The sequence below is a fragment of the Kluyvera georgiana genome (assembly GCF_050990895.1).
Lineage (GTDB): Bacteria > Pseudomonadota > Gammaproteobacteria > Enterobacterales > Enterobacteriaceae > Kluyvera > Kluyvera georgiana.
The window spans coordinates 3,984,895-4,007,282 of record NZ_CP158865.1; the positions used below are offsets into that span (position 1 = coordinate 3,984,895).

Sequence of the window (22,388 nt, forward strand, 5' to 3'; positions counted from 1 at the left end):
GGTGGCCGAAGCCACCTGACGCTATCGCCTAATGCCAGCAAACTACACTGAACCCGCATTCCTTTGCAAAGAGCAATTACCAGGTTTTACCAATGTTAAACTGGAACTGCTCGGACTTGTCTCCATCGTATTTCTTGTACGGTTGGGCGTAGGAGAAGACCAACGGCCCCAATGGTGACATCCATTGTAATGCGATGCCCGCGGACATACGGATATTGCTCGGGTCGCTGTAGTCAGGAACGCCAGCAGCCTTCATTGCCGCCGTATTCTCCCAGTTGGTATCCCAAACGGTACCCATATCCCAGAAGAACGACGTACGGACCGAGTTCGCGTACTTATCGCTGATAAACGGCGTCGGGACGATCAGCTCAAGGCTGGCCACGCCCATGGCGTTACCGCCGACGGCATCATCAGACTTACAGTAACCACCAGACTGGTCGCAGTTATCCAGACCGGATGCACCATAGTAGACCGCTTTCGGGCCGATGGTGTTGGACTGGAAGCCACGCACGGTGCTGGAGCCACCGGCATAGAAGTTCTCATAGAACGGCAGTTCTTTACCGCCCAGACCGTCACCGTAACCCCACTTGGTACGACCCAGCACCACCCACTGATGGTCATCATCAATCGGGAAGTAAGACGCCGTATCCAGCGTGATTTTGTAGAACTCGTTATCAGAGCCCGGAATCGTCACTTTACCGTTCAGGTTGACACGTGAACCGTCCGTCGGGAAGTAGCCGCGGTCGAGTTTGTTATATGTCCAACCGTAGTTGAAGGTGAAGTCGTTTGCCGAGAAACCGTTGTCATCGCTGGTTTTGCCAGCTGACTGGCCGATAGAGTCCAGATAACGCCACATCGCCACCTGCGGTTCCATATTGGACAGGTCGTTATGGACGTAGCCCAGACCCGCACGCAGTGAGTTGTATTCGTTAATCGGGAAGCCCAGCGTACCGTCTACACCATAACTTTTGTTGGTGTAGGACGACAGGTCAGCATCATCCGCTTTAAAGTCATTGTAGAAGACACGACCGCCAAGGCTAACGCCATCAACCGTAAAGTACGGGTTGGTCACAGAAAGCTCGGTATAGGTCTGGTAGTCGTTCTTGGTACCGTTGATACCGACAGAGTAACCGGTACCTAACCAGTTATCCTGCTGAACGCCCGCCTGGAAGCTCACGCCGCTTTCTGTACCGTAACCGATACCGAAGTTGAAGCTACCGGTATTACGCTCTTTGACCTTGTAGACCACGTCTACCTGGTCCGGGCTACCCGGTACGCGCTGCGTTTCCGTATCAACCGTTTCGAAGAAGCCCAGACGGTTCAGACGATCTTTCCCCTGGTCAACCAGGTCGCCGCCGAGCCATGCCCCTTCCATCTGGCGCATTTCACGGCGCAGAACGGAATCTTTCGACGTGTCGTTACCGACGAAGCGAATGTTACGCACGTAGAAACGGTTGCCGGCATCAACGTTGATGTGCAGCTTAACGGTTTTATCAGTGTCGTTGATTTCCGGCTGAGACTGTACGCGTGGGTATGCATAACCGTAGCGACCTAGAAGTTTCTTAATGTTATCTTCCATTTTGGTCACTTTCGCGCCGTTATACAGCTCGCCCGGCTCAATTTTGGTCAGGCTTTCAATTTCAGCCGAATGACCCGCCAGGTTACCGGTCACCTGGACGCCAGACAGTTTGTACTGGTCGCCTTCGGTGATGTTAATGGTGATATAGATGCCTTTTTTATCCGGCGTCAGACTCACCTGAGTGGAATCGATGTTGAAACGCGCATAGCCGCGATCCAGATAGTAGCTGCGCAGGGTTTCAAGGTCGCCAGACAGCTTCTGTTTCTGATATTTACGATCGCCAACGACGTTCCACCATGGAACTTCATCACGCAGCTGGAAAGTGGAGATCAGATCTTCGGTCTTGAACGCATGGTTACCGACGATGTTGATCTGCTGGATCTTCGCAGAGACCCCTTCCTGGAAGACCAGCTTCAGGTCGACGCGGTTACGCGGCAGCGGTGTCACAACCGCCTTCACGCTGGCGCTGTATTTACCGACGCTGTAGTAGAAATCTTCCAGCCCTTTCTCGATATCGGAGAGCGTGGTACGGTCGAGAGATTCACCGACGCGAACGCCAGAGGCTTCCAGGTTTTGCTTGAGCATGTCATCTTTCACCGACTTGTTGCCGGAGAAGGTGATGCTGGCAATGGTTGGACGCTCTTTGACCTGCACCAGCAACACATCGCCGTCTCTCAGAACGCGAACGTCCTCAAAGTTGCCCGTCGCAAACAGGGCGCGAATGGTGTTACTGATGTCGTCATCAGTGACGGTATCGCCAGGACGTACTGGCATACTGAGAAGGGCCGCACCAACAGCGACACGCTGCAAGCCTTCGAAATGAATGTCCTTCACCACGAACCCGTCAGCACCGTATACGGTCGCGCTGCTAAACAGCAGCGACGCTATAAGCAACTTTTTCATCGCCATCGTTATTATGCGTTCTTCCTAACTAACTCTCTTACAACCGAGAGAAATCATTGAAAAGTGCAAGCCCCATTAACAGCATCAGCAGAATCGAGCCGATGCGGTAACTAAAGTCTTGAACTCGCTCGGATACCGGGCCGCCTTTCAGCTTCTCAATCGCCAAAAACAGCAAATGTCCCCCATCTAATACAGGGAGCGGGAACAGGTTGATTATGCCTAAATTCACGCTGATGAGTGCAAGAAACATCAGGTAGTAAATCAGCCCATATTCCGCAGACATCCCAGCCCCCTGGGCGATTGAAATCGGCCCACTGAGGTTGTTCAGTTTGACGTCACCGGTGATCAATTTTCCCAGCATACTGACCGTCAGCTTCATCAACTGCCCGGTTTTCTCCGTGGCTTCGACGATGGCGCTGAACGGCCCATACTGGCGCACTGTTTTGTATTCCTCAGGCAGCGGGATAATCTTCGGTACTACCCCTGCGAACCCTTCCGCTTTTCCGCTACCGTGTTTTGTATCCGGTATCAGAGTTAAAGACAAGAGACTGCCCTGCCTTTCGATCTCCAGCTGTAACGCTTTGCCGGGGTTATCACGCACCAGCGTAACAAACGTCATCCATTGCGTCAGCGGTTGACCGTTGACTGTAACGATCCGATCCCCTGCTTGTAAACCGGCTTTACGTGCCGCAGAGTCAGATTGCACCTCTGCCAGCACCGGCTCAATTTGCGCACCGCGCGGACGTATACCGAGCGAAGTGACCGGATCTTCTTTATCCGGCTCGAACGCCCAGTTCCGCAGGTTGAGGATTTTATCCTGACGCTGCTCGCTGCCGAAAGGGGCCACGGTGAGAGTGGTGCTTTCATCACCAATTTTGGCCACCAGCGCCATGCGCACAGCATCCCAGTCAGGCGTTTCGATACCATCTACGGCTTTTAGTTCCGTGCCTGGTGCAATTTGTGCGGTCGCTGCGATGGAATTGGCGGTTATTTCACCAACAACCGGACGAATACCAGGGACACCGATGATAAACACCAGCCAATAGGCGAAGATGGCGAAAAGGAAGTTGGCGATGGGGCCCGCAGCGATAACGGCGGCGCGCTGGCCTACCGTTTTATTGTTGAATGCCATATGGCGCATTTCTGGCGCCACCGCATCAACGCGTTCGTCGAGCATCTTGACGTAGCCGCCCAGCGGGATAAGGGCAACAACAAATTCGGTGCCGCGCTTATCAACGCGGCGCCACAGCGCTTTACCAAAGCCGATAGAAAAGCGCTCTACACGGATTCCGCAGCGCCGAGCAACCCAGAAATGACCAAATTCGTGTACGGTGATCAATACCCCTAGCGCAATAATAAACGCGGCCAGGTTCCAGAGAATGCTCAGCATAAGTCCATCCGTTAAATCGTCCTGAAAACCAGCAACAGCAGGCAGGCAAAGACCGGTACCGCCGCCGTCAGGCTGTCGATTCGGTCAAGGATCCCGCCATGACCGGGAATCAAATGACCGCTGTCTTTAATACCCGCTTCACGCTTGAACATACTCTCGGTGAGATCGCCCAGAACGGAAGCCAGCGCAGCCACGATGGAACAGGTTAACAGTATGGATGGTGCAACGTCCAGATTTGCCCACAGGCCATAGGCCCAGGAGATAATCGCTGCCGTCACCAGACCACCGATAAACCCTTGCCAGGTTTTACCCGGCGACACCTTAGGTGCCAGCTTATGTTTGCCAAAGAGTTTGCCAAACATATAAGCGCCGGAATCTGCCCCCCAGACCAGGATCATGACGTAAAGCAGCCACAGCGCACCGCTGTAATGGTTTTCATCATAATGCCAGGCGCGCAGCGCCAGCATGCCCCAGAAGAACGGCACAATCGTCACGATGCCGAAAATCAGGCGTAAGGTCTTCGACTGGCGCCAGAACGCCGCAGAGGCAGGATAAAAGAGGACTAAAACCAGCGCCACAACCCACCAGACCAGCGAAGCCCACAGCGATGTTTCCACCACCGGCTGGTGAATATTATGATGATACTCCGGGATCATAAAGAGCATCACTGCCAGCAACAGGCCACACAGTACCGCCAGCCACACGCGTTGGGTGCGCGAGGTGAAACCGCTTAATTGCCCCCATTCCCATGCCGCCAGCATACAAACGACCAGCGTAACAATAGCGAAGCCGCCAGGAGGCAGCAAAAACAGGGCTGCAATGACAACCGGTATTAAAATTAATGCAGAAATCAGGCGATACTTCAGCAAAAGCTACCCCCATCAGGCCTTGTCGCCACCAGGCTCGGTGCCACCGAAACGCCGTTCGCGATTGGCAAACGCATGCAGTGCACCCTCAAAGTCTTGTTCATCGAAATCGGGCCAAAGAACATCTGTAAAGTAAAGTTCAGCATAGGCAATTTGCCAGATAAGAAAATTACTGATTCGATGCTCTCCCCCGGTCCTAATCACTAAATCTACGGGAGCCAGTTCATGCATGCAGACCTGCTGACTCAGCAGTTCTTCATTGATTTGATCGGGGCGGAGTTTCCCCTCCTGAACCTGTTCGGCTAAGCGCTGAACTCCCTGAACAATATCCCATCGTCCGCCGTAGTTGGCGGCAATGTTCAATGTTAACCCCGTATTATTTTCCGTCAGCGCTTCCGCTTTACGGATCCGCTCTTGCAGGCGTGAGTTAAACCGACGGGTATCGCCAATAATCCGCAGCCGAACGTTATGGCGGTGCAGGCTTTTCACTTCGCTATCCAGCGCCCAGACGAACAGCTCCATCAGAGCGCTCACCTCTTGCTCAGGGCGGTTCCAGTTTTCACTGCTGAACGCGTATAGCGTCAATGCCTCAATACCGTTACTCGCGGCGTAGGCGACAGCACGACGCACGGATTTCGCCCCGGCTTTGTGCCCAAAGGCGCGAATCTTACCTTGCTTCTTCGCCCAGCGGCCGTTGCCATCCATAATGATTGCCACATGGCGGCAACCGTGGGCTGGCGAATTCTCACTGGTTGGTTGATTAGCAGACAACATAACGCGTTTATAATCCATGAAAAGGGATGAGCGGTACCCCGGAATACAGCTATACACTTTATCGCTCGGGCAAGCCCGATTGATTTTACGTATCTTTGTCTCGCAAAAAAGCCGTGCTAAATCACGGCTCTCCCTATCGGCCAGCCAAAACGCACTGCGATAGGGTGGCGCAGACTATATCACTGAAGCCAGATGCTAACAAATGCCATGACGGCCAGTATGCTGATTCTGCTCTCATTACCTGACGAAATATTTCGTCTGCAGGGTGGCCGCTTCACGTGCACTGGCATCGATAATCAGCACCTCATCCACGCTCTGTGGTTCGCTGAGATCGAGCTGTTCCAGCACGGCCAGATTGAGCGCCGCAATATCGGTAAAGCGGATCTGCCCCTCGAGGAATGCCGCCACGGAGATTTCGTTGGCCGCATTCAGCGCGGTGGTCGCCGCCTGCCCCTGTTCGAACGCGTCCATCGCCAGCTTCAGGCAAGGGTAGCGCCCGTAATCCGGCTCAGAGAAGCTCAGTGCCCCCATCTTACAGAAGTCCAGCGGCTTCGCTCCGGAGACAACACGTTGCGGCCAGGCCATGGTATTGGCAATCGGCGTCCGCATATCAGGCTCACCCAACTGCGCCAGCACGCTACCGTCCTGATAACGCACCATCGAGTGGATCACCGACTGCGGATGAATCAGTACTTCCATCTGCTGCGCTGATGCATTGAACAGCCAGCGGGCTTCGATGTATTCCAGACCTTTATTCATCATGGTGGCCGAGTCGACGGAAATCTTGCGACCCATCGACCAGTTCGGATGACGGCATGCCTGATCCGGCGTCATTGCGCTCAGTTCTGCAATCGGCGTCTCACGGAACGGGCCACCAGACCCGGTTAGCAGTATGGAGGAGACTCCATGCTGCGACAGGTCAGCGTACCCTAAGTCGGACTGAAAACTTTGCGGTAAACTCTGAAAGATAGCGTTATGTTCACTGTCGACCGGAAGAAGCTGTGCGCCGTGCTGTTTTACCGCTTCGAGGAACAGCCGCCCGCAGGTCACCAGCGACTCTTTGTTCGCCAGCAGAATGGTTTTCCCCGCGCGGATGGCCGCCAGCGTCGGTACCAGCCCTGCCGCACCGACGATTGCGGCCATGACCAGATCCACCTCGTCGAGCGCCGCGACGTCACACGCCGCCTGTTGCCCGCTCAGCACCTCGGTACAGCTACCGTGTTCTCGCAGTGCAAGCCTTACCGCGTCAGCGCTTTTCGCGTTATCCATCACCGCATAGCGAGGGGCAAACTCGAGGCACTGTTCGACCATGCGATCGACGTTTTTACCTGCTACCAGCGCCGTTACGGTAAAATCTTCAGGGTTATGACGCACCACGTCCAGCGTGTTGCAGCCAATCGAGCCTGTTGAGCCCAGGACAGTTAATCGCTTCATGAGTGTTCCAGGATAGTAAAAAGCAAAACGCCGCCAGCGAAGCAATCATGCTCCCTGTACGGCGTTAATCGCACAACTTACACAGCTTAGAACTGCATCAGTTCCGCTTCTTTCTCTGCCAGCGCCGCTTCCACTTTCTTGATAGCAGCGTCGGTCAGTTTCTGAACTTCTTCCTGAGAGCGGCGATCGTCGTCTTCGCTGATCTCTTTGTCTTTCAGCAGCGCCTTCACTTTGTCGTTCGCATCGCGACGAACGTTACGCACGGAAACGCGCGCTTGTTCTGCTTCGCCACGAACGATTTTGGTCAGGTCTTTACGACGTTCTTCGGTCAGCGGAGGCAGCGGAACGCGGATATCGGTGCCCGCAGAGCTTGGGTTCAGACCGAGGTCAGACGCCATGATCGCTTTTTCAACGGCCGGGCCCATAGAACGGTCAAATACGTTGATTTTCAGCGTACGGGTATCTTCTACGGTGACGCTTGCCAGCTGACGCAGCGGGGTTGCGGTGCCGTAATACTCAACGACAATGCCGTCCAGCAGGCTGGGAGAAGCACGACCCGTGCGAATTTTGCTGATTTGGTTTTTGAACGCTTCTACGCATTTTTCCATGCGTACTTCAGCATCTTTTCTGATATCGCTAATCACGTTACGAATCCTTGAAAACTAGTCTCAGTCGACCAGACAATGGCACATTGCTATGAATGCGCTAAGTATAGTCTCGTTTAAATCATGCCACAGAATAATGTCATTCTGCCGGGTAAAGACAAATCTTACCCGGAATTGGCCGTCACGGAAATTATTCCGTAATCAAAGTGCCTTCTTTTTCGCCCATCACCACGCGGCGCAGCGCGCCCGGTTTGTTCATGTTGAATACGCGAATCGGCAGTTTATGGTCACGAGCCAGCGTAAAGGCCGCCAGATCCATGACTTTCAGTTCTTTATCCAGTACTTCGCTGTAGGTCAGCTGATCGTACATGGTGGCAGACGGGTCTTTCGCCGGGTCAGCGGTGAAGACGCCATCAACCTTAGTTGCTTTCAGTACCACGTCGGCTTCGATTTCGATGCCGCGCAGGCAGGCTGCGGAGTCGGTGGTAAAGAACGGGTTACCGGTACCGGCGGACAGAATCACGACGCGGTTATTACGCAGCAGGCTGATCGCCTCTGCCCAGCTGTAGTTGTCGCAAACACCGTTCAGCGGAATTGCCGACATCAGGCGGGCGTTCACATAGGCGCGATGCAGTGCGTCACGCATTGCCAGGCCGTTCATTACCGTTGCCAGCATGCCCATGTGGTCGCCCACAACGCGGTTCATACCGGCTTTCGCCAGACCCGCACCACGGAACAGGTTGCCACCACCAATAACGACCCCCACCTGGATGCCCAGCTCAACAAGTTCTTTAATCTCTTGCGCCATACGGTCAAGAATACTTGCGTCAATACCGAAGCCTTCAGTGCCCTGCAAGGCTTCGCCGCTAAGCTTGAGCAGAATACGTTTGTAGACAGGTTTTGCGTTGGTAGCCATTTTCTTTCCTGAGGTGTCACGAATGGGATGGTTTAATTCAAGTGACATCATGCGTTCCTTGCCACCTGAACCCTATAGGAGCTGGCTGATTTCCACATGACGATGTTCTTTACTACAGATGCTTTACTACACAAAAGAGAGCCGCCCTCAGGCGGCTCCTTTACTGCAATTAAGACTGCTTGGACATAGCAGCAACTTCTGCTGCGAAGTCAGTCTCAACTTTCTCGATGCCTTCGCCCACTTCGAAGCGGATGAAGCCAGTCACGTCAGCGTTGTGCTCTTTCAGCAGCTGGCCAACAGACTTGCTCGGATCCATAACGAACGGCTGACCGGTCAGAGAAACTTCGCCGGTGAATTTCTTCATGCGGCCTTCAACCATTTTCTCTGCGATTTCTTTCGGCTTACCGGACTGCATCGCGATATCCAGCTGTACCTGGTATTCTTTCTCTACCACTTCAGCGGAAACGTCTTCCGGCTTAACGAATTCCGGCTTGCTTGCAGCAACGTGCATTGCCAGCTGTTTAACCAGCTCTTCGTCAGCACCAGTTGCCGCAACCAGAACGCCGATGCGCGCACCGTGCTGGTAGTTGCCCAGTACTTCGCCTTCCAGGGAAGCCACGCGACGGATGTTGATGTTCTCACCGATTTTAGCAACCAGCGCAACGCGTTCTTCTTCGAACTGTGCTTTCAGAACTTCAACGTCGGTGATGTTGCCAGCAACGGCAGCGTCCAGCACTTTGTCAGCGAAAGCCTGGAAACCCGCATCTTTAGCAACGAAGTCAGTCTGGCAGTTAACTTCCAGAATGAACGCGATGTTGCCGTTGATTTTGGTTTTGATCACGCCGTCAGCAGCAACGTTGCCTGCTTTTTTCGCCGCTTTGATCGCGCCAGATTTACGCATGTTTTCGATTGCCAGCTCGATGTCGCCATTAGCTTCAGTCAGGGCTTTTTTGCAATCCATCATGCCTGCGCCAGTACGTTCACGCAGCTCTTTTACCAGGGAAGCGGTAATTTCAGCCATTCTAAAATCCTCGGAAGATTTGATCTGCCCGGCAAAAACCGCACAGATTTAAAAGTGAAAAAGGGGGCCATAAACAGGCCCCCTAACCAAACGTGTTACTACCTGGTTTATAAGGGCTCTAACGAGCGTGCCTTATTACTCAGCTTCTACGAAGCTTTCTTCCGCCTGGGAAGCCAGATCGGAAGAACGGCCTTCACGAACGGTAGCAGCTACAGCGCTCAGGTACAGGGTCACAGCACGGATTGCATCGTCGTTACCCGGGATAACGAAATCAACGCCATCTGGATCAGAGTTGGTATCAACGATAGAGAATACCGGGATACCCAGGTTGTTCGCTTCTTTGATAGCAATGTGCTCGTGGTCAGCATCGATAACGAACAGTGCGTCCGGCAGGCCGCCCATGTCTTTGATACCGCCCAGGCTGTTTTCCAGTTTCTCAAGCTCACGAGTACGCATCAGCGCTTCTTTCTTGGTCAGCTTGTCGAAAGTACCGTCCTGAGACTGAGTTTCCAGATCTTTCAGACGTTTGATGGACTGACGAACGGTTTTCCAGTTAGTCAGCATACCGCCCAGCCAGCGATGGTTCACGAAGAACTGGTCGCAGCTCAGAGCAGCTTCTTTCACAGCTTCGCTTGCAGCGCGTTTAGTACCAACGAAAAGGATTTTACCTTTACGAGAAGAGATCTTGTTCAGTTCAGCCAGAGCTTCGTTGAACATCGGTACAGTTTTCTCAAGGTTGATGATGTGAACTTTGTTACGTGCGCCGAAGATGAAAGGCTTCATTTTCGGGTTCCAGTAACGGGTCTGGTGACCGAAGTGAACACCAGCCTTGAGCATGTCGCGCATGGAAACAGTTGCCATGGTTTAAAACCTCTATAGATAAAGTTGGGGTTATGCCTCCACGTATCCCATATTACCGACCCCAAAGGGCACCCCGGAATATGTGCCGATACGTGTGTGTTATTTACACAAAGTGAGATTTGTCGCTTCCGGACAAAACAATGAGCGGAAGTTCGGCGCGCTTTATACCATAAAACCGATACAGATACCAACAGTTGTTATCGCCGACGCGGGGCACGAAAGGCGAAGTTCAGAATGATTCTCAATTTGGCAGGGGGTACTCCTGGCTGTTAACATTGACATCACTAATACTCAATTATTGTCGAAAAAATCGACACTGATGGACATATTCCATGGCTATTTCTATTAAGACTCCAGAAGATATTGAAAAAATGCGCGTTGCTGGCCGTCTGGCCGCTGAAGTGCTGGAAATGATCGCCCCGCACGTCAAGCCTGGCGTGACCACCGGCGAGCTGGATCGCATTTGCAACGACTATATTGTCAACGAACAGAAAGCAATCTCCGCCTGCCTCGGCTACCACGGGTATCCGAAATCGGTCTGTATCTCTATCAATGAAGTGGTGTGCCACGGCATTCCGGATGACGAAAAACATCTGAAAGATGGCGATATCGTCAACATCGACGTGACCGTGATTAAAGACGAGTTCCACGGCGATACCTCAAAAATGTTCATCGTTGGCAAACCGACCATTCTCGGCGAACGTCTGTGCCGCGTTACCCAGGAGAGCCTGTACCTGGCGCTCAAAATGGTGAAGCCGGGCGTGAACCTGCGCGAAATTGGCGCGGCGATTCAAAAATTCGTTGAAGCGGAAGGTTTCTCCGTGGTGCGCGAATACTGCGGTCACGGCATTGGCCGCGGCTTCCACGAGGAACCGCAGGTGCTGCACTATGACTCTCGTGAAACCGACGTGGTCCTCAAGCAAGGCATGACCTTCACCATCGAACCGATGGTCAACGCCGGGAAGAAAGAGATTCGTACCATGAAGGACGGCTGGACGGTAAAAACCAAAGACCGGAGCTTGTCTGCACAGTACGAGCATACTATTGTGGTGACAGACAACGGCTGCGAAATACTGACGTTACGCTCGGATGACACCATCCCGGCGATAATCTCGCACAACGAATAATGAAAAGCCGGCGCACGCCGGCTTTTTTTTGGTAATCGTTTTTTCTTATGGGTGGCGCAATGAGTAACTCCATACCTGAACTGGCTTGTACCCCCCTCCCCGCTCTGCCCGGCCAGCCGGACAACCCGGTATACTGGCCCGAGGACAGCCTGAACTGCGCCGATATAAAAAGCCGGCTGGACGCCTTCCAGCGCTGGCTCGGAGCCGCGTTCGACGAAGGCGTCAGCGCTGAACAGCTCATAGAGGCGCGCACCGAATTTATCGACCAGATGCTCCAGCGCCTGTGGCTGCACTACGGTTTTGGCGAGGTTGAGGACGCGGCGCTGGTCGCCGTCGGCGGCTATGGTCGCGGCGAACTGCATCCGCTTTCCGACGTCGACCTGCTAATTCTCAGCCGCAAAAAGCTCTCCGACGAGCAGGCGCAGAAAATCGGTGAATTGCTGACGCTGCTGTGGGATATCAAGCTGGAAGTCGGCCACAGCGTGCGTACGCTGGAAGAGTGCCTGCTGGAAGGGTTATCCGATTTAACCGTCGCCACCAACCTGATTGAATCGCGTCTGCTGATCGGCGACGTTGCGCTGTTTCTCGAACTGCAAAAACATATTTTCAGCGAAGGCTTCTGGCCGTCGGAAAACTTCTTCCCGGCGAAAGTCGCCGAGCAGGAGGCGCGCCACCAGCGCTACCACGGTACCAGCTACAATCTGGAACCGGACATCAAAAGCAGCCCCGGCGGCCTGCGCGACATCCACACCATTCAGTGGGTCGCCCGCCGCCACTTTGGCGCCACGTCTCTCGACGAGATGGTCAGCTTTGGCTTCCTCACTGAGGCCGAGCGTAACGAGCTTAACGAGTGTCTGCATCTGCTGTGGCGTATTCGCTTTGCCCTGCATCTTGAGCTCAACCGCTACGATAACCGCCTGCTGTTCGATCGTCAGCTCAGCGTCGCCCAGCGGCTGAAATATGCCGGCGAAGGCAATCAGCCGATCGAACACATGATGAAGGATTTCTATCGCGTCACCCGCCGCGTCGGTGAGCTGAACCACATGCTATTGCAGCTGTTCGATGAGGCGATTCTCGCCCTGACGGAAGATGAAAAACCACGGGCTATCGACGACGACTTCCAGCTGCGCGGGACGCTGATCGATCTGCGCGACGATACGCTGTTTATCCGCGAACCGCAGGCCATTTTGCGGATGTTCTATATGATGGTACGTAACAGTAACATCACTGGCATCTATTCCACTACGCTGCGCCATCTGCGCCACGCCAGACGTCACCTGACCGAGCCGCTGTGCTATATCCCGGAAGCACGCGCGCTGTTCCTCAACATGCTGCGCCACCCCGGCGCGGTAAGTCGTGGCCTGCTGCCGATGCACCGCCACAGCGTGCTGTGGGCCTATATGCCACAGTGGTCGTATATCGTCGGCCAGATGCAGTTCGATCTGTTCCACGCCTACACCGTCGACGAGCACACCATTCGCGTGCTGCTGAAGCTGGAAAGCTTTGCCCATGAGGAGACGCGTTCGCGCCACCCGCTGTGCGTCGATCTCTGGCCGCGGCTCAACCATCCGGAATTGATTCTGATTGCCGCCCTGTTCCACGATATCGCCAAAGGGCGCGGCGGCGACCACTCGATCCTCGGCGCGCAGGACGTGCTGAAATTCGCCGAATTGCATGGTCTGAATTCGCGCGAAACCCAGCTGGTCGCGTGGCTGGTGCGCCAGCATCTGCTGATGTCGGTCACCGCCCAGCGCCGCGACATTCAGGATCCGGAAGTCATCAAGCAGTTCGCCGAAGAGGTACAGACCGAACATCGTCTACGCTTCCTGGTGTGCCTGACGGTCGCCGATATTTGCGCGACCAACGAAACCTTGTGGAACAGCTGGAAACAGAGCCTGCTACGCGAGCTGTACTTCGCCACCGAAAAACAGCTGCGCCGCGGGATGCAAAACACGCCGGATATGCGCGAGCGCGTACGTCATCACCAGATGCAGGCGCTGGCGCTGCTGCGCATGGACAACATCAATGAAGAGGCGCTGCACCAGATCTGGAACCGCTGCCGCGCCAACTACTTTGTTCGCCACACGCCGAACCAGCTGGCGTGGCACGCTCGTCACCTGCTTAAACACGATCTCAGTCAGCCGATGATCCTGCTGAGCCCGCAGGCAACGCGCGGCGGCACCGAGATCTTTATCTGGAGTCCGGACCGCCCGTACCTGTTTGCCGCCGTCTGCGCCGAGCTGGACCGCCGCAACCTGAGCGTCCACGACGCACAGATCTTTACCACCCGCGACGGTATGGCGATGGACTCCTTTATCGTGCTTGAGCCCGATGGTAGCCCCCTCTCCAGCGATCGCCACGAAGCCATCCGCTTAGGGCTGGAACAGGCGATTACCCAGCGTAGCTGGCAGCCGCCGCAGCCGCGTCGTCAGGCGGCCAAACTGCGCCACTTCTCTGTCGATACCGAGGTCAATTTCCTGCCGACCCATACCGACCGCCGCTCATTCCTTGAGCTGATCGCCCTCGACCAGCCGGGCCTGCTTGCGCGCGTCGGTCAGGTGTTTGCCGACCTCGGTATTTCGCTACACGGGGCCAGAATTACGACAATTGGTGAACGAGTAGAAGATTTATTTATAATCGCCACCGCCGACCGGCGTGCCCTTAATAATGAGCTGCAACAAGAAGTGCAACAACGGTTGACAGCAGCCCTCAATCCAAACGATAAAGGGTGACGTATTTTTATTAGTGAATGGAAAGAGTAAACAATGCAGCAATTACAGAACGTTATTGAGTCCGCTTTTGAGCGTCGCGCCGACATCACGCCGGCAAATGTGGATACCGTAACCCGCGAAGCGGTTAACCAGGTGATTTCCCTGCTGGATTCCGGCGCGCTGCGTGTCGCTGAAAAGATCGACGGCCAGTGGGTCACTCACCAGTGGCTGAAGAAAGCGGTTCTGCTCTCTTTCCGTATTAACGATAACCAGGTTATCGACGGTGCGGAAAGCCGCTACTTCGATAAAGTCCCGATGAAATTCGCTGATTACGACGAAGCGCGTTTCCAGAAAGAAGGTTTCCGCGTGGTGCCGCCGGCAGCCGTTCGTCAGGGTGCCTATATCGCCCGCAACACCGTGCTGATGCCGTCCTATGTGAACATCGGCGCCTACGTTGACGAAGGCTCCATGGTGGATACCTGGGCGACCGTGGGTTCCTGCGCGCAGATCGGTAAAAACGTTCACCTGTCCGGCGGCGTCGGCATCGGTGGCGTACTGGAGCCGCTGCAGGCGAACCCGACCATCATCGAAGACAACTGCTTTATCGGCGCGCGTTCTGAAGTGGTGGAAGGTGTGATCGTGGAAGAAGGCTCCGTCATCTCGATGGGCGTCTACCTCGGTCAGAGCACCAAAATCTACGATCGCGAAACCGGTGAAGTGTTCTACGGCCGCGTTCCGGCAGGCTCCGTTGTCGTCTCCGGCAACCTGCCTTCTAAAGATGGCAAGTACAGCCTGTACTGCGCGGTGATTGTGAAGAAGGTCGACGCGAAGACCCGCGGTAAAGTCGGTATCAACGAGCTACTGCGTACTATCGATTAATAAGAAGCGAAAAAGCGGGGGCAACCCCGCTTTTTTTTATTCTTACGCTGGCGGATTTTGATTTTTTCGTTAATTATTCAATAGTTAAATTAGATCAGGGGTACCGCTATGTACGATAATTTGAAAAGCCTGGGCATTACCAATCCCGATGAAATCGATCGTTACAGCCTCCGGCAGGAAGCCAACAACGATATCCTGAAAATCTATTTCCAGAAGGATAAGGGTGAATTTTTCGCCAAGAGCGTGAAGTTCAAATATCCGCGTCAGCGTAAAACCATCGCCGGTGACGGTCAGGGCTTCAAAGAAGTACAGGAAATTAGCCCGAACCTGCGTTACGTGATTGATGAGCTGGACCAGATTTGCCAGCGCGATCGCAGCGAAGTCGACCTGAAACGTAAGATCCTTGACGATCTGCGCCACCTGGAAAGCGTCGTGACCAATAAGATCAGCGAAATTGAGGCCGATCTGGAGAAGTTGACGCGTAAATAGCAGCATGTGGATGTATTCGTAGGCCGGGTAAGGCGAAGCCGCCACCCGGCGTTTTGCCTGATGGCGCGACGCTTATCAGGCCGACACAGACCGCACGCTCTACGGTTTTATCATCGCTGCTCATCTAATTGCAGCGCAATATACAGCAGCAGCCTGTCGTCAAAATTCCCCAAATCCAACCCGGTTAACTCTGAGATACGGTTCAGCCGATACTCCAGCGTATTGCGGTGAATAAACAGTGCCTTTGAGGTTGCCAGCGGCTGAACATTGTTGCGAAACCACGCTGTCAGCGTACGACGTAGCAGACCGTTGTTATCCATTGCCTTCAGGCGCATCAACGGGCGCGAAAGCTCGTTGGCCTGCCAACCACCGCGCAGGCTGTCGAGCAGCACCGGCAGCATCAAATCCTGGTAAAAATAGCTGCGGCTCTCGGGCATGCGCTGTTTGCCCACCATCATGGTGGTACGGGCGGTACGGTACGAACGGGCAATACTACCCGGCCCGGTAAAGTAGTTGCCCAACGCTACGCGAAAACGCAGATGACCGTTCTCTTTCATGCGGGAAATCAACTGCTCCACGCGCTTCTGGTGGTCTTCAGCATCCCAGCGGCCAAACTGATTGAGCGCCGGTTTCAGCACCACCATTTCAGTCAAAGAGACGATAGCAATCAGGTTGTTACGCTCCGGCGTGGTCAGCGCGTTTTGCAACTGCTGTAACTCGGCCATGGCGCTGTCGACGCCAAGCTGTCCGCTATCAACTTCGACCACCGCCGCCACACGCGGCTGGTTCAGGTCGATCCCCAAACGCTGCGCCCATTCGGTCAACGCAGGGGTATTCTCCTCGGCCTGAATCAGATTCATGACCAGCTCTTCCCGCAGGCGGCTGTCCTGCGCCAGCAGATGCATCAGACGCGACTGCTCCAGCATCATCTCCGCCGTCATGCACACCAGTTCGCCATATTTACGCAGCGTCTCCGGTTCGCCGGTCAGGCCGATGACGCCGACAATTTCGCCTTCCAGACGCAGCGGCAGGTTGATCCCCTGACGCACACCGTGCAGATGGCGCGCCACCGCATCGTCGATGTCTACTACCCTGCCCTGCGACAGCACCAGCAGCGCACCTTCGTGCAATTCCCCAATACGCTCGCGATCGCCGCTGCCGATAATGCGTCCACGGGCATCCATCACGTTAATATTGGTATCAATGATGCGCATGGTGCGCGCCACGATATCCTGCGCCATTTTAGTATCGAGATGCCAGCTAGCCATGAACCCCTCCTGTGAGCAGGTTACATGATAAGAAAGATGAGAAAAGCCTGCACTGTGCAAATGCACAAAGCATGGTCAAGATCTATGGAGTTGTGGGGTACTTCACATTACGAAAGGAAGAAACCCTTTCCCGCCAGGAGAAAGGGTTGAGGTCATGATTACTGCATCAGCAGGTAGATAGAGCTATCACCACGCTGAATGTTCAGCGCCAGAACGGACGGCTTGCTGTCGAGGATTTTGCGCAGCTCGGCGATGTTTTTCACTGCCTGCTGGTTCGCGCCCACGATAATGTCGCCTTTCTTCAGGCCAATCTGCGCGGCCGGGGTCCCGGCTTTCACCGCGTTAACCACCACGCCTTTATCCTGGCCTTTGTTGCTCATTTCGGCACCTTCAATCCCATTGAAGATACTGCTGGACTCTACCTGAGTCTGGCTGCTCTGCTGCAGTTCCAGATTCACCGTGACCGGCTTGCCGTCGCGCAGCAGACCGAGGGTAATTTTGCTGCCCACCGGCATGGTGCCCACCTGGGCACGCAGCGCCGCGAAGCTGCTGATCGGCTTACCGTTCAGGGCGGTAATCACGTCACCGGCTTTAATGCCCGCTTTCGCCGCAGAGGAGTTCGGCATGACCTGGCTCACGAAAGCGCCGCGCTGCGCGTCAACTTTCATTGCTTTCGCCAGCTCAGAGTTCAGCTCGGTGCCCATAATGCCCAGTTCACCGCGTTTTACCTGGCCAAATTTCACCATCTGATCGGTCAGGTTTTTCACCATGTTGCTTGGAATGGCGAAGCCGATACCGATGTTGCCACCGTCCGGTGCAAGGATCGCGGTGTTGATACCAATCAATTCACCGTTCAGGTTCACCAGCGCGCCGCCGGAGTTACCGCGGTTGATCGCCGCATCGGTCTGGATAAAGTTTTCGTAGTTTTCGACGTTCAGGCCGCTACGACCCAGCGCCGAAACGATACCGGAAGTGACGGTTTCGCCCAGGCCGAACGGGTTACCAATCGCCACGGTGTAGTCGCCCACGCGCAGAGCGTCGGAGTCCGCCAGCTTAATTGCCGTCAGGTTTTTCGGATCCTGAATCTGAATCAGCGCGATATCCGAGCGCGGGTCTTTACCGACCACTTTGGCGTCGAACTTACGTCCATCGCTCAGCTGTACCTTAATCACGTTGGCGTTATCAACCACGTGGTTGTTGGTGACGACGTAGCCTTTGGCGGCGTCAATCACCACGCCAGAACCCAGTGCCATAAATTTCTGTTGCTGCTGCGGCTGGGCGCCACCGTTACCGCCGTTCGGGCCAGCCCCCTGGCAGAAAGGCGAGCTCTGGAACGGTGAACCGTCCTGGCAGAACGGCGAGTTGTCGCCGAAGAACTGCTGGAAATTACGGCCCATACGCGGCGTGTTTACCGTTGTGCTGCCCTCAACATTAATGCTGACGACAGACGGCATCACTTTTTCCAGCATCGGCGCCAGGCTAGGCATAGGCTGAGCAGCGGATGCGGTAGAAGATGCCGTCTCGGCCGCGCTAGCGGACAACGGAGACAGAGCCAGACTTAAACTAAGAGCCAGAGCACTCATTGCTAACGTGGTTTTTTTCATGTGTTTCAATCTCAATATCAGATTACGCAAAATTGCTGTGTTCGTGACTATCAGATTCACTTTATGACACTAAGTTCCATTCAACCGCACGTGGGAAAAGTAAAAATTTATTGAGCGTCTTTACAAAACTTCTGATTATTCCACGGCCATCAGCCGTCGATATTCATCCCACGCGTAGAGGTCGGTCATTCCGCTGATATAATCCTGAAGCAGACGACAACGGTAATAATATTCCATCACCGGAAATTCAAGGGCATCGCGTGAAATTTTATTAATAGCCTCAACATAAGCTAAACGATGTCGCGTTGAGAGCTTGCAAAAAAGACGGGATTCGATAGGTAACCGACGTACCCGTTCGTGTTCCACCAGCTCGCTGAAATCGCTTAAGGATAATTTAAGCAACGGTGCGTAGATATCCAGTAGGCCACCAATAACCCGGTAGCCCTGCAATTCCAGCTGTTCAACTTCATGATGACTAAACACATGTTTTATTGCCACATTTTTATAAAGATTAAGCAGCTGACTATAGCTGCTTTCATCTTCCAGCAGCGCGTGATTAAAGTCACCCGCATAAATTTGTGGTAGATTCTCAATAAACCGCTGTGCCGCATAAGGCACCAGTTTATTTAATGTATTCACGCGTAAATACATAAAGAACTGATCTTCAGTACTGCGGCTTAACGAATTAGCGCGAGATTTATCCCAGGCATTTTCCACGACCTGCGCGAACAGTGAACCTTTTGTATGCTCCGGCCAGGAATCGTATAAATGCTGATACAGCTGCTCAACGCTGAAGATACGTTTTTCAACGGCATCCTCAAGATCCGCCACGCAATAAGAGATATCATCGGCAGCCTCCATAATCCAGGTTAATGGAAAACGATTGTAAGGTGCTAAATCCAGTTCTTTACGTAAGCGCGAAATATAACCTTCTTCGGCCAGATAGTAGCCCGGTTTTTTCATTAAATAGCTGTGGGTCACCGGCGTCTCACCCACCCACCAGGCCGGGCGCGTATATTTCAGGATGCACCCTACCTGCGCCCAGGTCAGGTTCATACGCATCAGCGTATGCACCATCCGAACCCCTTGCGCATTACCTTCAAAGTGGCACAGGTCCTGACGCACCTTACGGCGCAATTCATTCAGCGTTTCTTCACCTTCACGCAACTGGAGGCTCACCACTTCACAGCGGTCGTGGCTCAGAGGCTGGCGCAGCGCATCCTTCGGTGCCAGGCGCTGGCTGAACCAGTCATTGATTGCCGCTTCACCAAAGTGACCAAACGGCGGATTGCCGATATCATGCATCAGGCAGGCCATCTCAACGATGCTTTCAAACGGCCCGGTCAGCTCATCCAGCCCGTAGGCTACCAGCAGCTTTTTCTCTTTCAGGCGGCTTAAAATCTCTTTGGCAATATAGCGGCCTACCTGCTGGACCTCCATCGAGTGAGTAAGGCGCGTGCGGACGGCGGCGTTACGCTCCAGCGGAAACACCTGGGTTTTCTGCTGCAAACGGCGAATCGCCGGCGAGTTGATGATGCGCCCGCGGTCACTCTCAAAAATGCGCAGGATCTCATGCTCCGAGCTGACGCCTTGCGGTGAACGATAGCGCCGACGCCAGTTAATTTTGTTGCGAAAATCAATCTTAGCCATAGCCTCTCCGTCGCGAGAAATGCGCTTCCCCTGAACCGCATGATAGACTATGCCTTTAAACATGGCACATCGCGAGTAAATCTATGAAAATCGGCATTATTGGCGCAATGGAAGAAGAAGTTACGCTGCTGCGTGACAAAATCGAAAATCGTCAGACCATCACCCTCGGCGGCAGTGAAATCTACACCGGCCAGTTGAACGGCGTTGACGTTGCTCTGCTGAAGTCAGGCATTGGTAAAGTTGCGGCCGCGATGGGCGCAGCCCTGCTGCTGGAGCGCTGCCAGCCGGACGTTATCATCAACACCGGTTCCGCGGGTGGTCTGGCGCCGACGCTGAAAGTCGGTGATATCGTGGTCTCCGATGAAGCGCGCTATCACGATGCCGACGTCACCGCTTTCGGCTACGAAATCGGCCAGATGGCCGGCTGCCCGGCGGCGTTCAAAGCCGACGATAAGCTCATTGCCGCAGCCGAAACCTGCATCAAGGCGCTGGATCTGAACGCGGTACGCGGCCTGATCGTCAGCGGCGACGCCTTCATTAACGGCGCCGAAGGGCTGGCGAAAATTCGTCGCAACTTCCCGCAGGCCATTGCCGTTGAGATGGAAGCCACCGCCATTGCCCACGTTTGCCACAGCTTTGCCGTGCCGTTCGTGGTGGTGCGCGCCATCTCCGACGTTGCCGACAAAGAATCCCACCTGAGCTTTGACGAATTCCTGGCGGTTGCCGCGAAGCAGTCGACGCTGATGGTTGAAACGCTGGTGCAGAAACTCGCACATGGCTAAGCGCTTGATGACAGGGCTGCTGGCCCTGCTGTTTAGCGCCCCGGCGTGGCTCTATGCCGCGCCGCGGGTTATCTCCCTCTCCCCTGCCAATACCGAACTGGCCTTTGCCGCCGGGATCACGCCCGTTGGCGTTAGCGCCTGGTCCGACTATCCCGCCGCTGCCAAAGCTATCGAGCAGGTCGCCTCCTGGCAAGGCATCAACCTTGAGCGCATCGTGGCGCTGCATCCGGACGTCGTGCTGGCGTGGAAGGAAGGCAACGCCGAGCGCCAGGTTAACCAGCTGCAGTCGCTTGGGATTACCGTGCTGTGGATTGACTCACACAGTATTGAAGATATCGCCGCCGCGCTGCGCAAGCTGGCACAGTGGAGCCCGCAGCCGGAAAAAGCCGAGCAGGCCGCCGCCGCGCTGATGCACGACTACACTCAACTGAAGGCGCAGTACGCCAACGCGCCGAAAAAGCGCGTGTTTATGCAGTTCGGTTTCAACCCCATTTTCACCAGTAACAAAAGCGCAATTCAAAACCAGGTGCTGGAGATTTGTGGCGGTCAGAACATCTTTGCCGACAGCCGCGTCGCCTGGCCGCAGGTGAGCCGTGAGCAGGTACTGACGCGTCAGCCGCAGGCCATTGTCGCCGCCGGTGACGAGAGCCAGATTCCGAAAATTCAGCGTTACTGGGCAAGTCAGCTCACAATCCCGGTTATTCCCCTTAATAGTGACTGGTTTGAACGGGCAAGCCCACGTATTATCCTCGCCGCAAAACAACTCTGTACTGCGCTGTCGCAGGTTCATTAATTGGGTAATTGGTCATGCTTGTCTACTGGCTTGATATTGTTGGCACCATAGTTTTCGCCGTCTCCGGCGTGTTGCTGGCGGGGAAATTGCGCATGGATCCCTTCGGCGTGCTGGTTCTGGGCGTCGTCACCGCGGTAGGTGGCGGAACGATTCGCGATATGGCGCTCGCCAACGGCCCGGTATTCTGGGTAAAAGACCCCACCGACCTGGTTGTGGCGATGGTGACCTGTATGCTGACCATCGTGCTGGTGCGCCAACCGCGCCGCCTGCCAAAGTGGGTGCTGCCGGTGCTCGATGCCGTCGGGCTGGCGGTGTTCGTGGGTATCGGCGTCAATAAAGCGTTTATCGCGCACTCAGGGCCGCTGGTCGCGGTGTGCATGGGCGTGGTGACCGGCGTCGGCGGTGGGATTATTCGTGACGTGCTGGCGCGCGAAGTGCCGATGATTCTGCGCACCGAAATCTACGCCACCGCCTGTATTATTGGCGGCATCGTCCACGCGACGGCCTATTACACCTTCAAGGTACCGCTGGAAAACGCCAGTATGATGGGGATGGTGGTGACGCTGGCCATTCGCCTTGCCGCCATTCGCTGGCACCTCAAGCTGCCGACCTTTGCACTGGATGATAACGGACGCTGATTACCGGATGGCGCTGCGCTTATCCGGCCTACCATCCGGTGTAGCCCGGCCACGCGCAGCGCCGCCGGGGAGCCCCGGAAGCCAGGATGACAACAAAA

Annotated in this window: 19 protein-coding genes; 7 read left to right on the forward strand and 12 right to left on the reverse strand. The window is 54.8% G+C overall.

Annotation, left to right across the window (positions count from 1 at the left end):
- Positions 1 to 76: 76 nt before the first annotated feature.
- The 9 genes from bamA to rpsB all read right to left on the reverse strand — a co-directional run bounded on the left by bamA (position 77) and on the right by rpsB (position 10,349).
- Positions 77 to 2,488 (reverse strand): outer membrane protein assembly factor BamA, encoded by a 2,412-nt coding sequence (gene bamA / locus ABTW00_RS19025; protein ID WP_064547582.1) that lies wholly within the window; start codon positions 2,486 to 2,488, stop codon positions 77 to 79.
- Between the two features lie 31 nt (positions 2,489 to 2,519).
- A complete protein-coding gene (rseP, locus tag ABTW00_RS19030) occupies positions 2,520 to 3,872 on the reverse strand; it encodes a sigma E protease regulator RseP (protein ID WP_064547580.1) in 1,353 nt (450 codons plus the stop codon).
- Positions 3,873 to 3,883: 11 nt separating this feature from the next.
- Positions 3,884 to 4,741, reverse strand: coding sequence for a phosphatidate cytidylyltransferase (cdsA, locus tag ABTW00_RS19035; protein WP_064547578.1), 858 nt, complete (start codon positions 4,739 to 4,741; stop codon positions 3,884 to 3,886).
- 12 nt (positions 4,742 to 4,753) lie between these two features.
- Positions 4,754 to 5,512, reverse strand: a complete 759-nt coding sequence (gene ispU / locus ABTW00_RS19040; RefSeq protein WP_064547625.1) for a (2E,6E)-farnesyl-diphosphate-specific ditrans,polycis-undecaprenyl-diphosphate synthase — start codon at positions 5,510 to 5,512, stop codon at positions 4,754 to 4,756.
- Between the two features lie 237 nt (positions 5,513 to 5,749).
- Complete coding sequence (ispC, locus tag ABTW00_RS19045; protein WP_433636885.1) at positions 5,750 to 6,946, reverse strand: 1-deoxy-D-xylulose-5-phosphate reductoisomerase; 1,197 nt, start codon at positions 6,944 to 6,946, stop codon at positions 5,750 to 5,752.
- 86 nt (positions 6,947 to 7,032) lie between these two features.
- The gene (gene frr / locus ABTW00_RS19050) at positions 7,033 to 7,590 is read right to left on the reverse strand and encodes a ribosome recycling factor (RefSeq protein WP_064547574.1); all 558 of its coding nucleotides are present in this window, start codon (positions 7,588 to 7,590) and stop codon (positions 7,033 to 7,035) included.
- Positions 7,591 to 7,741: 151 nt separating this feature from the next.
- Positions 7,742 to 8,467, reverse strand: a complete 726-nt coding sequence (gene pyrH, locus ABTW00_RS19055) for a UMP kinase (RefSeq protein ID WP_000224567.1) — start codon at positions 8,465 to 8,467, stop codon at positions 7,742 to 7,744.
- Between the two features lie 169 nt (positions 8,468 to 8,636).
- Positions 8,637 to 9,488, reverse strand: coding sequence for a translation elongation factor Ts (gene tsf, locus ABTW00_RS19060; protein WP_064547572.1), 852 nt, complete (start codon positions 9,486 to 9,488; stop codon positions 8,637 to 8,639).
- A 135-nt stretch (positions 9,489 to 9,623) separates the two neighbouring features.
- Positions 9,624 to 10,349 (reverse strand): 30S ribosomal protein S2, encoded by a 726-nt coding sequence (gene rpsB / locus ABTW00_RS19065; protein WP_064547569.1) that lies wholly within the window; start codon positions 10,347 to 10,349, stop codon positions 9,624 to 9,626.
- A gap of 332 nt (positions 10,350 to 10,681) precedes the next feature.
- On the opposite strand from rpsB, the gene map reads away from it, so the two are divergent.
- From map to ABTW00_RS19085, 4 genes are all read left to right on the forward strand, one after another.
- The gene (gene map / locus ABTW00_RS19070) at positions 10,682 to 11,476 is read left to right on the forward strand and encodes a type I methionyl aminopeptidase (protein ID WP_163447268.1); all 795 of its coding nucleotides are present in this window, start codon (positions 10,682 to 10,684) and stop codon (positions 11,474 to 11,476) included.
- A gap of 59 nt (positions 11,477 to 11,535) precedes the next feature.
- Positions 11,536 to 14,208 (forward strand): bifunctional uridylyltransferase/uridylyl-removing protein GlnD, encoded by a 2,673-nt coding sequence (gene glnD / locus ABTW00_RS19075; protein ID WP_433636910.1) that lies wholly within the window; start codon positions 11,536 to 11,538, stop codon positions 14,206 to 14,208.
- 33 nt (positions 14,209 to 14,241) lie between these two features.
- Positions 14,242 to 15,066, forward strand: a complete 825-nt coding sequence (gene dapD / locus ABTW00_RS19080; protein ID WP_052285401.1) for a 2,3,4,5-tetrahydropyridine-2,6-dicarboxylate N-succinyltransferase — start codon at positions 14,242 to 14,244, stop codon at positions 15,064 to 15,066.
- Positions 15,067 to 15,174: 108 nt separating this feature from the next.
- Entirely contained in the window at positions 15,175 to 15,555 is a 381-nt protein-coding gene (locus tag ABTW00_RS19085) for a DUF3461 family protein (RefSeq protein WP_065356560.1), read from the forward strand.
- A gap of 110 nt (positions 15,556 to 15,665) precedes the next feature.
- On the opposite strand, the gene cdaR is transcribed toward ABTW00_RS19085, so the two are convergent.
- From cdaR to dgt, 3 genes are all read right to left on the reverse strand, one after another.
- Positions 15,666 to 16,823, reverse strand: a complete 1,158-nt coding sequence (gene cdaR, locus ABTW00_RS19090) for a DNA-binding transcriptional regulator CdaR (RefSeq protein WP_035891956.1) — start codon at positions 16,821 to 16,823, stop codon at positions 15,666 to 15,668.
- A gap of 158 nt (positions 16,824 to 16,981) precedes the next feature.
- Positions 16,982 to 18,427: a serine endoprotease DegP gene (degP, locus tag ABTW00_RS19095; protein ID WP_065356559.1), complete on the reverse strand. Its 1,446-nt coding sequence runs from the start codon at positions 18,425 to 18,427 to the stop codon at positions 16,982 to 16,984.
- A gap of 135 nt (positions 18,428 to 18,562) precedes the next feature.
- A complete protein-coding gene (dgt, locus tag ABTW00_RS19100; protein WP_433636915.1) occupies positions 18,563 to 20,077 on the reverse strand; it encodes a dGTPase in 1,515 nt (504 codons plus the stop codon).
- 83 nt (positions 20,078 to 20,160) lie between these two features.
- Between dgt and mtnN the strand changes: the two genes are divergently transcribed.
- Genes mtnN through ABTW00_RS19115 form a run of 3 tightly spaced genes read left to right on the forward strand, consistent with a single transcriptional unit; the run spans position 20,161 to position 22,290 of the window.
- Entirely contained in the window at positions 20,161 to 20,859 is a 699-nt protein-coding gene (gene mtnN, locus ABTW00_RS19105; protein ID WP_065356557.1) for a 5'-methylthioadenosine/S-adenosylhomocysteine nucleosidase, read from the forward strand.
- Positions 20,852 to 21,652, forward strand: a complete 801-nt coding sequence (gene btuF / locus ABTW00_RS19110; protein ID WP_433636919.1) for a vitamin B12 ABC transporter substrate-binding protein BtuF — start codon at positions 20,852 to 20,854, stop codon at positions 21,650 to 21,652. Before mtnN ends, btuF begins: the two co-directional genes overlap by 8 nt.
- Before the next feature lie 14 nt (positions 21,653 to 21,666).
- Positions 21,667 to 22,290 (forward strand): TRIC cation channel family protein, encoded by a 624-nt coding sequence (locus ABTW00_RS19115; protein ID WP_064547555.1) that lies wholly within the window; start codon positions 21,667 to 21,669, stop codon positions 22,288 to 22,290.
- The last annotated feature ends 98 nt before the right edge of the window (positions 22,291 to 22,388 follow it).

What these genes read in the sequence shown, in the direction of transcription:
- bamA (WP_064547582.1), bottom strand. Translation starts at nt 2,488, where the DNA reads ATGGCGATGAAAAAGTTGCTTATAGCGTCGCTGCTGTTTAGCAGCGCG.
- rseP (WP_064547580.1), bottom strand. Translation starts at nt 3,872, where the DNA reads ATGCTGAGCATTCTCTGGAACCTGGCCGCGTTTATTATTGCGCTAGGG.
- ispU (WP_064547625.1), bottom strand. Translation starts at nt 5,512, where the DNA reads ATGTTGTCTGCTAATCAACCAACCAGTGAGAATTCGCCAGCCCACGGT.
- ispC (WP_433636885.1), bottom strand. Translation starts at nt 6,946, where the DNA reads ATGAAGCGATTAACTGTCCTGGGCTCAACAGGCTCGATTGGCTGCAAC.
- pyrH (WP_000224567.1), bottom strand. Translation starts at nt 8,467, where the DNA reads ATGGCTACCAACGCAAAACCTGTCTACAAACGTATTCTGCTCAAGCTT.
- tsf (WP_064547572.1), bottom strand. Translation starts at nt 9,488, where the DNA reads ATGGCTGAAATTACCGCTTCCCTGGTAAAAGAGCTGCGTGAACGTACT.
- rpsB (WP_064547569.1), bottom strand. Translation starts at nt 10,349, where the DNA reads ATGGCAACTGTTTCCATGCGCGACATGCTCAAGGCTGGTGTTCACTTC.
- map (WP_163447268.1), top strand. Translation starts at nt 10,682, where the DNA reads ATGGCTATTTCTATTAAGACTCCAGAAGATATTGAAAAAATGCGCGTT.
- glnD (WP_433636910.1), top strand. Translation starts at nt 11,536, where the DNA reads ATGAGTAACTCCATACCTGAACTGGCTTGTACCCCCCTCCCCGCTCTG.
- dapD (WP_052285401.1), top strand. Translation starts at nt 14,242, where the DNA reads ATGCAGCAATTACAGAACGTTATTGAGTCCGCTTTTGAGCGTCGCGCC.
- ABTW00_RS19085 (WP_065356560.1), top strand. Translation starts at nt 15,175, where the DNA reads ATGTACGATAATTTGAAAAGCCTGGGCATTACCAATCCCGATGAAATC.
- cdaR (WP_035891956.1), bottom strand. Translation starts at nt 16,823, where the DNA reads ATGGCTAGCTGGCATCTCGATACTAAAATGGCGCAGGATATCGTGGCG.
- degP (WP_065356559.1), bottom strand. Translation starts at nt 18,427, where the DNA reads ATGAAAAAAACCACGTTAGCAATGAGTGCTCTGGCTCTTAGTTTAAGT.
- dgt (WP_433636915.1), bottom strand. Translation starts at nt 20,077, where the DNA reads ATGGCTAAGATTGATTTTCGCAACAAAATTAACTGGCGTCGGCGCTAT.
- mtnN (WP_065356557.1), top strand. Translation starts at nt 20,161, where the DNA reads ATGAAAATCGGCATTATTGGCGCAATGGAAGAAGAAGTTACGCTGCTG.
- btuF (WP_433636919.1), top strand. Translation starts at nt 20,852, where the DNA reads ATGGCTAAGCGCTTGATGACAGGGCTGCTGGCCCTGCTGTTTAGCGCC.
- ABTW00_RS19115 (WP_064547555.1), top strand. Translation starts at nt 21,667, where the DNA reads ATGCTTGTCTACTGGCTTGATATTGTTGGCACCATAGTTTTCGCCGTC.